At 40.6% G+C, this 13,339-nt stretch carries 13 protein-coding genes; 7 read left to right on the forward strand and 6 right to left on the reverse strand.

What is annotated here, in order from left to right; genetic code table 11:
- The first annotated feature begins 169 nt into the window (after positions 1-169).
- Both O2Q26_RS02190 and O2Q26_RS02195 read left to right on the forward strand, forming a co-directional pair.
- Entirely contained in the window at positions 170-667 is a 498-nt protein-coding gene (locus O2Q26_RS02190; protein WP_253936629.1) for an Lrp/AsnC family transcriptional regulator, read from the forward strand.
- The gene (locus tag O2Q26_RS02195) at positions 664-1,830 is read left to right on the forward strand and encodes an aminotransferase (RefSeq protein ID WP_289214366.1); all 1,167 of its coding nucleotides are present in this window, start codon (positions 664-666) and stop codon (positions 1,828-1,830) included. Before O2Q26_RS02190 ends, O2Q26_RS02195 begins: the two co-directional genes overlap by 4 nt.
- 153 nt (positions 1,831-1,983) lie before the next feature.
- Here the strand turns inward: O2Q26_RS02195 and O2Q26_RS02200 are convergent, their stop codons facing one another.
- The 5 genes from O2Q26_RS02200 to O2Q26_RS02220 form a co-directional block, all read right to left on the reverse strand.
- A complete protein-coding gene (locus O2Q26_RS02200; RefSeq protein WP_289214367.1) occupies positions 1,984-2,202 on the reverse strand; it encodes a YqkE family protein in 219 nt (72 codons plus the stop codon).
- Positions 2,199-2,534 carry an iron-sulfur cluster biosynthesis family protein gene (locus O2Q26_RS02205; RefSeq protein ID WP_289214368.1) on the reverse strand — a complete coding sequence of 112 codons (336 nt, stop codon included), beginning with the start codon at positions 2,532-2,534 and terminating at the stop codon, positions 2,199-2,201. Before O2Q26_RS02205 ends, O2Q26_RS02200 begins: the two co-directional genes overlap by 4 nt.
- A 58-nt stretch (positions 2,535-2,592) precedes the next feature.
- Positions 2,593-3,384, reverse strand: coding sequence for an SDR family NAD(P)-dependent oxidoreductase (locus tag O2Q26_RS02210; RefSeq protein WP_289214369.1), 792 nt, complete (start codon positions 3,382-3,384; stop codon positions 2,593-2,595).
- A 4-nt stretch (positions 3,385-3,388) separates the two neighbouring features.
- Complete coding sequence (locus O2Q26_RS02215) at positions 3,389-4,354, reverse strand: MBL fold metallo-hydrolase (protein ID WP_289214370.1); 966 nt, start codon at positions 4,352-4,354, stop codon at positions 3,389-3,391.
- A gap of 141 nt (positions 4,355-4,495) precedes the next feature.
- Positions 4,496-6,112 (reverse strand): M20/M25/M40 family metallo-hydrolase, encoded by a 1,617-nt coding sequence (locus O2Q26_RS02220; protein WP_289214371.1) that lies wholly within the window; start codon positions 6,110-6,112, stop codon positions 4,496-4,498.
- 236 nt (positions 6,113-6,348) lie between these two features.
- On the opposite strand from O2Q26_RS02220, the gene O2Q26_RS02225 reads away from it, so the two are divergent.
- From O2Q26_RS02225 to O2Q26_RS02240, 4 genes are all read left to right on the forward strand, one after another.
- Positions 6,349-7,098, forward strand: coding sequence for a glycerophosphodiester phosphodiesterase (locus tag O2Q26_RS02225; protein WP_289214372.1), 750 nt, complete (start codon positions 6,349-6,351; stop codon positions 7,096-7,098).
- The gene (locus O2Q26_RS02230; RefSeq protein WP_289214373.1) at positions 7,099-8,250 is read left to right on the forward strand and encodes a glycosyltransferase family 2 protein; all 1,152 of its coding nucleotides are present in this window, start codon (positions 7,099-7,101) and stop codon (positions 8,248-8,250) included.
- A 162-nt stretch (positions 8,251-8,412) separates the two neighbouring features.
- Positions 8,413-9,330, forward strand: coding sequence for a ribonuclease Z (rnz, locus tag O2Q26_RS02235; RefSeq protein WP_289214374.1), 918 nt, complete (start codon positions 8,413-8,415; stop codon positions 9,328-9,330).
- 16 nt (positions 9,331-9,346) lie between these two features.
- The gene (locus tag O2Q26_RS02240; RefSeq protein WP_289214375.1) at positions 9,347-10,708 is read left to right on the forward strand and encodes an aldehyde dehydrogenase; all 1,362 of its coding nucleotides are present in this window, start codon (positions 9,347-9,349) and stop codon (positions 10,706-10,708) included.
- Positions 10,709-11,903: 1,195 nt separating this feature from the next.
- Here the strand turns inward: O2Q26_RS02240 and msrB are convergent.
- Positions 11,904-12,461 carry a peptide-methionine (R)-S-oxide reductase MsrB gene (gene msrB, locus O2Q26_RS02245; protein WP_289214376.1) on the reverse strand — a complete coding sequence of 186 codons (558 nt, stop codon included), beginning with the start codon at positions 12,459-12,461 and terminating at the stop codon, positions 11,904-11,906.
- Positions 12,462-12,615: 154 nt separating this feature from the next.
- Between msrB and yxiS the strand changes: the two genes are divergently transcribed.
- A complete protein-coding gene (gene yxiS / locus O2Q26_RS02250) occupies positions 12,616-12,909 on the forward strand; it encodes a protein YxiS (RefSeq protein ID WP_289214377.1) in 294 nt (97 codons plus the stop codon).
- The last annotated feature ends 430 nt before the right edge of the window (positions 12,910-13,339 follow it).

The following is a 13,339-nucleotide window of genomic DNA, read 5'->3' on the forward strand; positions in this document are numbered from 1 at the left end:
CCGTTTCTCCTTCTCTACAATTTTCATTTTACGAATCTGGCTTTCAACGAATTGTAAGGAAAGTTGAGCACCAAATGGTCAAGCTTGAGAAATAACTACTCGATAGGGTTTTCGTTCTTTATCAATACTGATAGAATGATAGGAATCAGAGAAAAAGTAGGTGTTTAAAATGAAAGAAATCGAAGTGGAATTACTAAAGCTAATTGAAAAAAATGCTAACTTAAAAGTTGAAAAAATCGCAAAGTTAATGGGTAAAAGTATAGATGAGGTTTCGGAGTTACTGCGTGATTTGGAAGAGAAAAAGGCCATTCTAGGCTATTCAACACTGATAGACTGGGCAAAAGTCTTAGATACAGAAGAAGTTACAGCAATGGTGGACGTCAAAGTGACACCTGCACGTGGTGTTGGATTTGATAAAGTAGCTGAACGTATTTATCGGTTCCCAGAAGTGAAAGCAGTTTATTTAATGTCAGGTGCATACGACCTGTCAGTATCTGTGAAAGGAAAAACGATGACAGAAATAGGTAAGTTTATTTCTGAAAAACTATCTGCTCTCGATTCTGTCTTATCGACGACAACACATTTTGTTTTGAAAAGGTATAAACATGACGGCATTATATTACATGATGATGATGACGATGATAAAAGAATTGTGGTATCACCATGAAGACAACTTCTTATATATCCAGGCAAGTTGAAAATTTGAAACCATCTGGAATCAGACGTTTTTTTGATTTGGCAGCACAGATGGATGATGTTATTTCTCTCGGAGTAGGCGAGCCGGATTTTGTTACTCCCTGGAATTTTATCGAACAGAGTTTCCATGCGCTTGAACAGGGCTATACATCTTATACTGAAAATGCAGGTATGATTGAGCTGCGCGAGGAAATCAGCAACTATTTAAGTGGCAGTTTTCAATTGGATTACGATCCAAATGAACAGCTCGTTGTTACTGTCGGGGCCAGTCAGGCGATCGATTTAGCATTAAGGACAGTGGTCGAGCCTGGAGATGAAGTAATTGTAGTTGAACCAAGCTTTGTAGCATACGTGCCGATCGTGAGTTTAGCAGGCGGAACTCCGGTTACGATTCAAACCAAAGCGGAAGATGACTTCAAACTTAAACCAGAACAAGTCAAAGAAGCCATTACGCCAAAAACAAAAGCGATTATGCTCTGTAACCCAAATAACCCGACTGGTACTTTCTTAAATAAAGAAGAGTTGCAACAGCTAGCGAAAGTTATTGAGAAAAATGACTTGCTTGTATTATCAGATGAAATTTATGCTGAGCTCACATATGATGATAATTACACGAGCTTCCCTTCCATTGAAAAAATGAAAGAGCGAACTATTTTGATCAGCGGGTTCTCTAAGGCATTCGCCATGACGGGCTGGCGGCTAGGCTACGCTGCTGGACCGGCCGATATCATAGCTGCTATGGTTAAAATCCACCAATACACGATGATGTGTGCGCCTACGATGGCTCAGCACGCTGCACTAGAAGCCATGAAAAATGGTCGCCAAAGTGTTCAGGAGATGACTGAAAGCTATAAACAAAGAAGGAATTTCATAGTGAGCAGCTTGAACGAAATTGGCTTGTCCTGCCCTAACCCGGGCGGCGCATTTTATGCCTTCCCTTCTATCAAGGAAACAGGATTATCGTCCGCAGAATTTGCGGAGCAGTTATTACAAGAAGAACAAGTGGCTGTCGTCCCTGGCGAAGTATTTGGATCTGGTGGTGAAGGTTACGTCCGCTGTTCTTATGCGACTTCTATTAAACAGCTTGATGAAGCGATGGAGCGCATGAAAAGATTTGTAGAAAAAAGATTATAATCCCAAAAAGGAAATTCCGAATTCTCGGAATTTCCTTTTTTATGAAGAAAAATACACATTTAGATAAACGCTCCTTGAAGAGAAATGGAGAAGAACGAACGTCTCCTCTCCAAGTGCAATACTAACTATGCGTATTTATTGATTTTGTCTACTTTATTTTTTGAAATTCTCCCAATCCAACTCACTTTCTTCCAGTAACTCTTCGAAGCTTTTATTAGCTTCACGTTCTTTTTTCTGTTGAATTCTTTGCTGTCGTTCATTCTCTAAACGTTCATCTTCATGTTTTTTCAACTCTTCTTTCTTAGAGCGGAGTTTATTCAGCATATCATCATTCAATGAAAGGGACTCTTTTCCACCTTTATGCTTACTCATAATACCGCCTCTTTCTTAACACTTACTGTTGGAATGATCGGGTTCAGTACCCCTTCTGGACTGGATAACCGGAATGTATTTTTTATAAAATCAAGCTTCATTTCTTTTCTGAAAAACGTAGCTTGCTGATGATCGATAATGACACTGTACTGTTCGTTTTCGACTCGATCATCTGTTTTATCATAATAGTTATTCGTTAAACGGATGGTAGGTAATCCATTGACCCCACACCCCATTCCTTCTGTATCATAATACAATCTCAAATAAGAATATTCTTCAATTTGAAGCAATTTCAATTGCTCATGGGCTGCATCTGTGATGTTTAATTTCACTTTTATCACCTCTTTCCATTATCCTAATTAATTTTCTTAAGCAATTCAAATCACACGTTTACTTTTTTCGGAATTGACTCTCTAACAATTTCTCCATAGCGGACGGCACGAGTTGATACAATTTGCTTCCTGTATTCATCCAGGCAGGCAAATTGATTTCACGGCAAGGAGTAAATAAGCTGTCGGCGATCTTATGAGCGACTTTGTTAGGGTCAAGCATAAATCGCTCTACTGCTTTTTGATACGCACCGGACGGATCGGCTTGTGTAAAAAAATTAGTCTTTACCGGTCCGAGGTTCACCGATGTGACATAAACCCCCTGGTTCTTCACTTCCATTCTCAGCGCATTCGAGAAACCGAGAACAGCATGTTTAGACGCAGAATAGACAGCGGATTTCGGGGTCGCCATCTTCCCTGCTTGAGACGCAATATTTACGATATGACCTTTTCCATGTTGGAGTAATTCGGGCAGTACGTGGTGGGTCGTTCTGAAGACTGAAGTAACGTTGACAGACAGCATATTTTCTATATCTTCCCAATTTGATTCTGCTACTTCGCTAAACCTTCCAACTCCCGCATTATTTATGACAGCATCAACCGGTCCCTGTTCATCACGAATCTTCATAAGGATACTCTTCCACTCTTCATCTCTAGATAAATCAGCACAATACCAATGCACTTCTCCACCAAATTTAACTTTGATCACTTCTGCTAACTTCTTCAAACGTTCTGAAGAACGAGCAGCTAATATCGGCTCCCCGCCCCGCATCGCTATATGAATGGCTAAATACATTCCTAATCCATTAGAAGCGCCTGTAACTAATATTTTTTTCCCTGATAATGATTTCATAACCTCACCTGTTTACATAATATTTTTTTAGTCTACCTTGATGGTTTACTTCTATTTGATTTGTTTCCTCGAGATAGTCAAGCTGTCCAATCGTTTCTGACATTGTGAGACCGAACTGTGTCGTAATGTGTTTAGGGAATAACTGCTCACAGACTTGAAAAGCTGTCAGCGGTCCGTTCACAAACATCTCCTTGACTTTAAGTGCCCGTTCCTCTTGCTTAAGAATCCGCTTTTCTATTAATTCGTCTACTCCATTGAAGGTTTTACCATGACCTGGATAAACAGTTGTTATCGGATATGCCAATAACTTTTTCATAGATTGACGGTATTGAATTAAGGGTTTAGGGCGTGGTTCATTCGGCTGAAAAGGAGGCTCTAATAAAGGATTAGAAGAAATATGGAAGAGTAAATGATCTCCTCCTATCAGAGCCCCGTCTTCTTGTCTAAAAAAGGAAAGGTGGCTCTGCGCATGGCCAGGTGTTTCTATAACTCGCCACTCTTCATGATTAGGTATCGGGTCTCCCTCAAGTAATTCTATATTCAGTTTCCCTTCAGCTGTCCATTTCAAAGGCTTACGTAACCCTTTCAACAAGTGAAAGTATTCATTCGGCACCCCAGCTTCGCTATACATATCATGAAAAAATTGTTCGTACCTATCAAAAAATTTAGAATCACGCTCCAGCCAAGGTTTCAATTTAGGATGGCCGGCTATTCGACGAACGTTAGGAAAATTTTCAACGAGACCCATGTGGTCAGGATGATGATGCGTCAATACAACCTGTTCAATATCTTCAGGGGTGATGTTTAATTCCAGAAGCTGCTTCTTCATGGATTCCCAGGCTTCTTCAGTTTTAACACCTGCATCAATTAAAGTCACCGCTTCCCCTTCCAGTACATATACATGCACATCCCCTACAGCGTAAGGAGTAGGAATCGTCAGTTTATGGATCGTATCTTTTAAAGTTTTCATAAAGAACCCCCAAAATTAATGAATACTCATTCATTTCGTTTCTTTTATTGTAGCATGATTAAAACGATTATCCTACGACTTAAAACAAGCACCTTTATTTATCCATTATAAAAAACCGCCGGAAACCGACCGGCGGTACGATCAAGATTTAAATAATTGATGAATAGTACTAGTTAAAATCTGTGGAAGTTTTTCAAAGCTGTATGTCAGCTCAAGACGTTCTGTCCACTGGTGAGCATCCTTGCCTAACGGACCGATATTAATAATCGGCATCGTCACGGACTCCATCAGATTTGATGGCAGGTTGAAACCTTTCCCCTGAATCGGCATTTGCTGGACTAATTCATTTATAGAGGAACTCGTAGATACGGGACCTATAAAGCTCAAGTCTGACAAGCCAGGGAAATATTCCTGTGTCTGGACATCTACTCCAAAATGCTGTTTAGCATAGTCCATTGCAAACTTTGCCGTCTCTTTAATAAGAGGATCGTTATTTGATGAGACAGCCGGGTAAAATGGCGGACTATAAAACAGTACCATCATCGGGGTTAAGTCTTTACAGAGAGCTGCCAAACTTTGGACGATAGTTGTAGAAAAATCACGATCGCCTTGATCACGCTGCTTGATGAGCAGATTGATTCTTCTTTTGACCTCCCCTTCTCCATATCGAGAAACCGCAGCTTTATAAAGCTGATCGTAAGTCATTACTTGAATGGATGGATCAAACGTTGATTGCTGCTCATCTTGCATATAATATGAAGCTTGTTTATGATAATGCTCAATGATCTTCTCTTTCGCTCGATTCGCTGCTTTTAATAATTTAGCGTTGATATCGTTAATGGACTGCTTCATATATAACACGTTATACATCGTGACAGCAGCCTGAGGAGTCTGAACAGAATATTCTTCTTTCAAATCTCTTTGCATTAAGCTTATTGGAGGAGGTGTTCTTTCCCCGTCTACTTCTTCAATGAACGCTTCATTCAGTTCAAGCTCTTTAGCTAAGTAACTAATCATCAAGTTAGCATTAAGCCCTCCGAAAGGCTCCCCTGCGTGAGTTTCTTTTCCATAGCAAAGAAAGCCGGGCAGCGCTTTGCCAATGGAACCGGTATACAAATAGTAAGATGGGTCCCCTGGGAACTTACTGAACATTGGTTCTGCATTTATTGCAGCCTTATAGTTAAGGTCGAACTTTTCCTGCATCTCATCAAGTACCGGGAGTGCGGCTAACATTCCTTCTGAATTCACCTCTTCATCAGGCACAGCAAGCAGCAGTAAATTGCCATCGAACTCTCCATCCATCGCTTTCTCGAGCAAGGATAGATGCACCGTCAACCCGGCTTTCATATCCATAGTACCTCTTCCAAAAATCCAATTGCCGGTTTTTAGGTCGCGAGCGGCTTCACCGGGTAGTTTATCGATGTTTTTATGTAACTCTTGAGTCAACTCTTTCGGGTAAAAAGCCAGGTTTTCCCAAGAACCATAATCCTGGACTGATACTACATCGGCATGTGCGATCAACACCAGTGTTTCTTTCGCTTCATCTTTTTTCACTAATGCTGATAGAAGCTGTCTGCCATCTTCTAAAGGATGCAGCTGTAAATGATCAGGATGTTTTTGATAATATTCATGATCACTTAGAATATAATTAAGGTACTCGAAAATAGCGATCTCTGCTTTAGTACCTGTTATACTAGGGTATTCAACTAGTGAACAAAGTAAATCCGTCAATTGCTGCTTCGTTTGCCATTTGTGCATTAGAAACGCTCCTTTTTTAAGGTTCTGTTAGATGTCCTTGTTGATATCAAATTAAGACAATTTATTCGGTATAAGGTCGGTTACGAATCCCGATTACCCCGGACTCGTCTTCAACAATCCTGCCATAACGGTGAATAGATTTTTATGAAGAATCAATCATTATGTTAACCATCAATAATTTTATAAAACCATTTACCAAAGCTACAATAAACTTAAAAAGATCGTTGGTGATATTCATGTCGAAAACTTTGATATATGCTCATAGAGGAGCAAGTAATCTAGCTCCAGAAAATACAATGCCTGCTTTTCAGCTAGCCTGCGAATCAGGAGCTGAAGGAATTGAAATTGATGTCCAGCTGACTAAAGATCGGGTACCCGTCATTATCCATGATGAAAACGTCCGTAGAACTACGAACGGTACTGGTTTAGTTCAGGAATACACATGCGAGCAAATCAAGAAACTGGACGCTGGCAGCTGGTATTCTACAAAATTTTCTGACTGTTCTATTGTAACATTGGATGAATTTCTTTGCTGGTTTAAAACTTTACCCATGTTACTAAATCTGGAACTGAAAACCAACGTTATTGAATATAAAGGAATCGAACGCTTAGTCTATGATGCTCTGCAATCCCATCAAATGCTCGATCGCACCGTCATTTCCAGCTTCAACTTCAACAGTATTAAGACGATAAATGAAATCGACCCGCACGTCCAAACAGCTTTTCTGACATCTAAAAAGCGTCACAATTTAGTGAAATTCGCAAAAAAGCTCGGAACGACGTCCCTTCATGTCCGTTACAGATTATTAGATAAAAAGCTGGTGAAAGATTGTCATAAAAATAAATTATCGTTACGGGTCTATACCATAAATCGTCCGGCTGATATGAATAGATGCTTTAAATTGAAATGCGATGCTATTTTTACAGATTGTCCTTACGAAGCTGTGGAATACCGCACCCAAATCCAGAAATCGGAGAAAGAGTAAATGTGGCCGTATTTATATGCCGTGCTGCTCCTATTCTGGGTGGTCGTATGGATAGAATTTCAAAGGGGGTTCCGCAGGATTCCCTCCATTGATCATTATCCTTATCAGACTAATGTTGAGCTCATTTCCGTCATCGTTGCCGCTAAAGATGAGGACTCGGCAATTCACCAGACTATACAATCACTAGTTGAGCAAAAGGAAGTCAATCTTGAAATCATAATCATTAATGACCGTTCCACAGATTCTACGGAACCAATCGCACAGTCTCTTTCTAAAAGGTACGAGAATGTAAAGCTGGTCAGTATAAGAGAGCTTCCTGAGGGGTGGCTTGGAAAAAATCATGCTTTACACATAGGAACTAACGTGGCATCAGGGAATTGGCTGGTGTTTACGGATGCCGATATCCATTTTAAACCACATGCATTAGCCCGCATCTTCACTTACACGAAAAATTCGAAGGCAGATCATGTGACCGCTGCTCCTGATTTACATGCTTCCTCACTAAGACTCAAGGGATTGATTTCTTTCTTTTTGTTTGGTTTCAGTTATTTAAAACGACCATGGAGCGCGAATAGTTCTTCTAATAAAGGGGGCATCGGTATAGGTGCTTTTCAAATGATTAAGCGTGAATGTTACGAAGCTATTGGCGGTCATAAGAAAATAAGACTTCGTCCAGACGATGATTTAGCCTTAGGAGTAAACGTCAAAAAAGCCGGTTATCATCAACGATTAGTTACAGCTATTCATTTACTAAGTGTTGAATGGTACCCGAACATTCGCAGTGCTCTCAAAGGATTTGAAAAAAATGCCCTGGCAGGGTTGAATTATTCGATTACCTTGGCTATTTTTGCTGTATCAGGGGTTTTCATTTCTCAAGTATTACCGTTCTATTTTATCGTGTTCGGTCCCTTGTCAGTTCAAATCCTTAGCGTACTAATCGTTATTCTCTTATTTCACTTATACGCTATGTCGACCCGGAGATTCACAAACTATCCAGTTTGGATCATTCTTGGTCTGCCTTTTTCTGCTTTATTATTTATCTACATGTTAATGAGAGCCTTACTGCTCACTTATTTACGCGGAGGCATTGAATGGCGCAATCAGCGTTATTCCCTGAAAGAGTTGAAAAAATTCTACAAAAATATAAAATGACTAATTAAATATATATTTTCCAAACTGACCTTTCTTTTTATAAAGAGCTTGCTTCGTGAAAAGATTTTAACTGCCGTTGATAACCGGCAGTTTTTCTATAGGGAAATTTATGTGTATCCGTAAAGTCTCAGTGGTATTATAGATAGGAAGGAGGATACATATATGGAACTTTTTTTTCTCGGTACAGGATCAGGTGTACCATCTAAAGACCGCAATGTCTCCTCACTCGCGCTGCGACTTCTCGAGAAGCGTGGCACGACATGGGTATTTGACTGCGGAGAAGCGACCCAACATCAAATTCTTAACACGAATATAAGACCTAGACGCATTGAAAAAATATTCATCACGCATCTTCACGGCGACCATATTTATGGACTGCCTGGATTGCTTAGCAGCCGCTCATTCCAGGGTGGAGAAACCCCTGTAACGGTTTATGGACCCAGCGGTTTAAGATCTTTTATTGAAATCAGCCTGCATGTAAGTGGAACGAGGCTTAAATATCCGCTTTTTGTGGAAGAAGTAGAGGAAGGATTATTATTCGAAGATGATTCTTTTAAGGTAGAAGCAGTAAAACTGCAGCATGGTTTGGAAAGTTTCGGGTACATCATTCACGAAAAGGATAAACTCGGTGAACTTCTGCCTGAACGTCTAAAAGAGTTAGGCGTTAACCCTGGACCTATTTATCAAACAATCAAACAGCAAGAAACCACCAGGTTGGATGACGGCCAGATCATTCATCGGAAAGATGTCCTCGGTCCTCCTAAAAAAGGAAAAAGACTGGCTATCCTTGGGGATACGCGTTACCTACCAGAATTGAAAGAAAAGCTGTCTGGCTTGGATGTCCTAGTTCATGAAGCAACTTTTGCAAGTGATGAAGAAGCAATGGCATATGATTATTATCATTCCACAGTGAAACAAGCTGCTACGTTAGCTGCACAATCAGGTGTAAAAGAATTAATCTTAACTCATCTTTCCTCTCGTTATCATGGAGAGTTGATCAAAGAATTAGAGCAGGAAGCGCAAGATATATTTCCGAATACTACACTCGCTTTTGATTTCTATCAGCACAAAATAACGTAAACCGAGGAGGTTTCCCATGAATACGCTAGTGAAATTGCAAAAAGAATGGTATAGCAATGGTCATACAAAAAGCTATGAGTTTCGTAAAGAACAGCTGCTTACGATGAAAAAAATGCTTGATACTTTTGAAGAACCGATATTGAAAGCTCTTAAATTCGATTTAGGAAAGTCCGAGTATGAAGCATATACATCGGAAATTGCCTTTTTGAAAAGTGAGATCAACGATCATTTAAAACACCTGAAATCATGGATGGCACCTACAAAGGTCAAAGCACCCCTCACCCATACAGGGTCAAAGAATTATATTATTAAAGAGCCGTATGGTACGACACTTGTAATTGCACCCTGGAATTACCCTATCCAGCTGGCTTTAGCCCCTGTTATCGGAGCCATTGCCGGGGGGAACACCGTTATCATAAAACCGTCTGAATTAACTCCTACCGTTTCCTGGGTGATCAAACGTATGGTCGAACAGTATTTCCCAGCTCATTATATTGCCGTAGTAGAAGGTGATAAAGAGACGACACAGGAGCTGCTCGATCAGCCTCTCGATTATGTGTTTTTTACAGGCAGTGTTGCTGTTGGCAGAAAAGTGATGGAACAAGCCAGTAAACGTCTTACCCCTGTCACTCTTGAATTAGGCGGCAAAAGTCCAGCAATTGTCCACCATGATGCATCGATAGATTTGGCTGCCAAACGAATTGTATGGGGTAAATTCACTAATGCAGGCCAAACTTGTATCGCTCCAGATTATCTTTATGTTCATCACGAGATAAAAGCCGACCTAGTTGCAGCGATCAAGAAATATATCCATGAATTCTATGGTGAAGAATCTCTTCTTAATGAAGATTATGTGAAGATCGTCAACCGTCAACACTTTGATCGACTTTCAGCCTATTTGGATGAAGGGGAAATATTGATCGGCGGACGTATAGATTCGAATAAACTGCGTGTCGAGCCGACAGTCATGGATCAGATCACATGGGAAGACTCTGTAATGCAGGAAGAAATCTTCGGACCTATACTTCCTATCCTGACTTATGATGAATTAGATGAAGTCATCGAACGTGTCGGAAAACGCCCGAAACCACTCGCGCTTTATTATTTTGGAGAAAACGAAGACGACCAGAAGAAAATAACGGAGTCCCTTTCATTTGGCGGAGGATGCATTAACGATACGCTCTATCATATTCTTAACCCTCACCTCCCTTTTGGCGGTGTAGGTGAGAGTGGTATCGGAAGCTATCATGGCAAGGCAAGCTTCCAAACCTTCACTCATGAAAAAAGTATTACAAAACAGACGACTAAATTCGATCAGAACTTCAGATACCCAGGTTCTAAGCTAGGATTGAAAGTCATAAAGAAAGTTATGGGATAAATTATTAGAGCAGTGCCGAGAGTTTAACAGACTATCGGCACTGCTTTTTTAGTTTTTGTACTAAAACTATTCCTCAAATGAAAGACTTTGTAAAAGTTCCGTGTTGATATTCATGTAAGCTCCCTTTAGCGGAAGACTCAAATTCGAGATATTCGCGCTGTTTCCGTTATGATTGACAGCGTTTAGAGCTCCGGGAAACCACTCCCTTTCCGTGGGAGCGCAGTGAGCCTCCTCGAGCTAACGCTCTCCGGGGTCTCACCAAGCACTCTTTTCCCACAGGAGTCTCGCGATTTCCCGGAGCTCTTTACGATGATGAGCAGCTCGGAAACGCCGTTGATATAACATTATCATCTACGAACCGAGAAGATCTTTTCTCCTTACCTAATAAATCTAAACGCTGGAGGTTATTACCATCCATGTCCAAGTGGTTTACGGCACCGCCTTAGCATGAAAATACGAACATGAATGTTAAATACTGATGGTGCGTAAAAGAGGTCTCTCGTTAAATAACTTGAAGTGGGACACAATATCTTCATTTCACAGGAATCGGGAAGAAGCTTTTTTTTCATGTGACGGTTCGTTTCTCCCCTTCATCGAAACGAGTTGTTGTTCACCGGCGTATGGACTGGACTGAGCTGGAGGAGATAAAGGAAACACGAAGAACGGAGGGATTCCGATGATTCTTTACCGCACAGAAGTGAAGGAAGTCTCCTCGTCGCTATGTGTTGAGAGAGCATGGATTAGAATCTCTCCATTTTCTTATCCACCTTGCATAGGAAGAGACGTAAACTAATTTAAGATTGTGGACCGCTGCTCCAGGGTGTGGTTCTCCCTCTTTAATTAAGAATTTTCTTATTAAGTGGATTTCGAGAAGCACATCTATAGTAAGGGGCGGCGGGGAATGGGGAGACTCCTGTGGGAAGAGAGTGCTTGGTGAGATCCCGCAGGACGGGACGTCCGAGGAAACTCACCGCGCTCCCACGGAAAGCGATCCATTCCCCGCCGCCCTGATCCCCCCAATGTCTCGAACTCAAGCCTTCAAGTATCCTGCCATATTGTTGAATAACTCACTTATCAATATCAACAACCACCTTCAACATAGCCAAATGAAAAAGTCTTACTTCTACTTCTCTAAAACAAAAAATCAGGCTGTCGAATTGTATTTTAATCGGCAGCCTGTTTCGCTATGAATTCCCTAAAGGAATTCGCTTTTAAATTCTTCATACCCTTCTTTCTCTAAATCTTCAACAGGAATGAACTGAAGAGCCGCAGAGTTCATACAGTAACGCAGGCCTGTCGGCTCAGGGCCATCTGAGAACACGTGGCCTAGGTGCGAATCAGCTTCTTTACTTCTAATTTCCGTTCTCATCCCGAATATACCTGGATCATCTTTTTCTACAATGTTTTCTTTAGATAACGGTTTCGTAAAGCTCGGCCATCCTGTTCCTGAATCATATTTATCTTTTGAACTGAACAATGGTTCTCCAGAGACGATGTCTACGTAAATACCTTCATCTTTCAAGTCCCAATACTCATTATCATAAGCTTTTTCCGTACCGTCTTCCTGTGTAACTTCATATTGGATATCCGTTAACCTCTGCTTCAATTCTTCATCACTATAAAGCTTTTCTTTGGCATCTACTTTTTCATCACTAGAAGCTTGCTCGCTTCCTGTTATCCGGTCTATAACGCTCGGTCCCACAAAAACGGCTAATGCCCCAAAGACAAGCGAAGCTAACAAAATTTTATTCACATGAATCCCCCTTCTTTCAGACGAAGATGGCTTACTTACAATCTTATTTTACCATGAAGCATGCTTCTCAGTCAGTTTGGAGAGGTTTTATAATAGAAATGTCTCTCCGTTACCCGATATAATGGATTAAACCATCAAAAAAAGGGGTATTCTTATGAATCGTAAACAAATAGAAGAAGAAATTATAAAAAAATATCAACAGGATGAACAAACGATGGTTCTCATATTTGCACAATGGTGCATCAACAACGAACTTGATCCTAATAAACTGTATCAAAAAGCCTATCCTTTCCAACCGAACAACTCTACATTAGAAGAAGCCGTGGAACACACCGTGCCTAAAGAACAATCGGATGAGATTTCCAATGAGACACTGCTGACCGTATTATCACTTTTTGGAAACGATGACTTGGCTTTCGTAGTGAGTGAATACATGAATAATGGATAAGGACATACACTAGTTCCTGCTGATTTTTCATAATAGATCGATGCCGTATGAAGGTTCCTGGGCGGTTAGGAAGTGGAAAGAAGGAACCACCCTATCAATGATATGGAATAGAATTTCGAGCTTTTCCCGGCTATAGAGCTTAGCGACTAACGAAATTTGTAAGTCAACGTCGGATCACTATGTTCTGTGTTTCCTTTTCCTTTATCCCCGGCTGCTCAAACGAGCCTTTACGCCCACAGAAAGCAAGTGATTTCCAGGAGCTTCAAGATCTATTCTTAGTAACGGAAACTTACTAGATATCTCGAAACCAAGTCTTCAAGATAAGAGAGCTAATGTTAAATAATACAACATTGAGATATGTAAGGAATGTAAGGATTAAATGTTCTATCGCTTGTCTCGTAAGCCTATTACATTTGACTATAAAAAATAT

This window comes from Halobacillus campisalis (assembly GCF_030345335.1).
Classification (GTDB): Bacteria; Bacillota; Bacilli; order Bacillales; family Halobacillaceae; genus Halobacillus_A; species Halobacillus_A campisalis.

Coding starts and splice junctions, on each gene's coding strand:
- O2Q26_RS02190 (WP_253936629.1), top strand. CDS start 170: ATGAAAGAAATCGAAGTGGAATTACTAAAGCTAATTGAAAAAAATGCT.
- O2Q26_RS02195 (WP_289214366.1), top strand. CDS start 664: ATGAAGACAACTTCTTATATATCCAGGCAAGTTGAAAATTTGAAACCA.
- O2Q26_RS02200 (WP_289214367.1), bottom strand. CDS start 2,202: ATGAGTAAGCATAAAGGTGGAAAAGAGTCCCTTTCATTGAATGATGAT.
- O2Q26_RS02210 (WP_289214369.1), bottom strand. CDS start 3,384: ATGAAATCATTATCAGGGAAAAAAATATTAGTTACAGGCGCTTCTAAT.
- O2Q26_RS02215 (WP_289214370.1), bottom strand. CDS start 4,354: ATGAAAACTTTAAAAGATACGATCCATAAACTGACGATTCCTACTCCT.
- O2Q26_RS02220 (WP_289214371.1), bottom strand. CDS start 6,112: ATGCACAAATGGCAAACGAAGCAGCAATTGACGGATTTACTTTGTTCA.
- O2Q26_RS02225 (WP_289214372.1), top strand. CDS start 6,349: ATGTCGAAAACTTTGATATATGCTCATAGAGGAGCAAGTAATCTAGCT.
- O2Q26_RS02230 (WP_289214373.1), top strand. CDS start 7,099: ATGTGGCCGTATTTATATGCCGTGCTGCTCCTATTCTGGGTGGTCGTA.
- rnz (WP_289214374.1), top strand. CDS start 8,413: ATGGAACTTTTTTTTCTCGGTACAGGATCAGGTGTACCATCTAAAGAC.
- O2Q26_RS02240 (WP_289214375.1), top strand. CDS start 9,347: ATGAATACGCTAGTGAAATTGCAAAAAGAATGGTATAGCAATGGTCAT.
- yxiS (WP_289214377.1), top strand. CDS start 12,616: ATGAATCGTAAACAAATAGAAGAAGAAATTATAAAAAAATATCAACAG.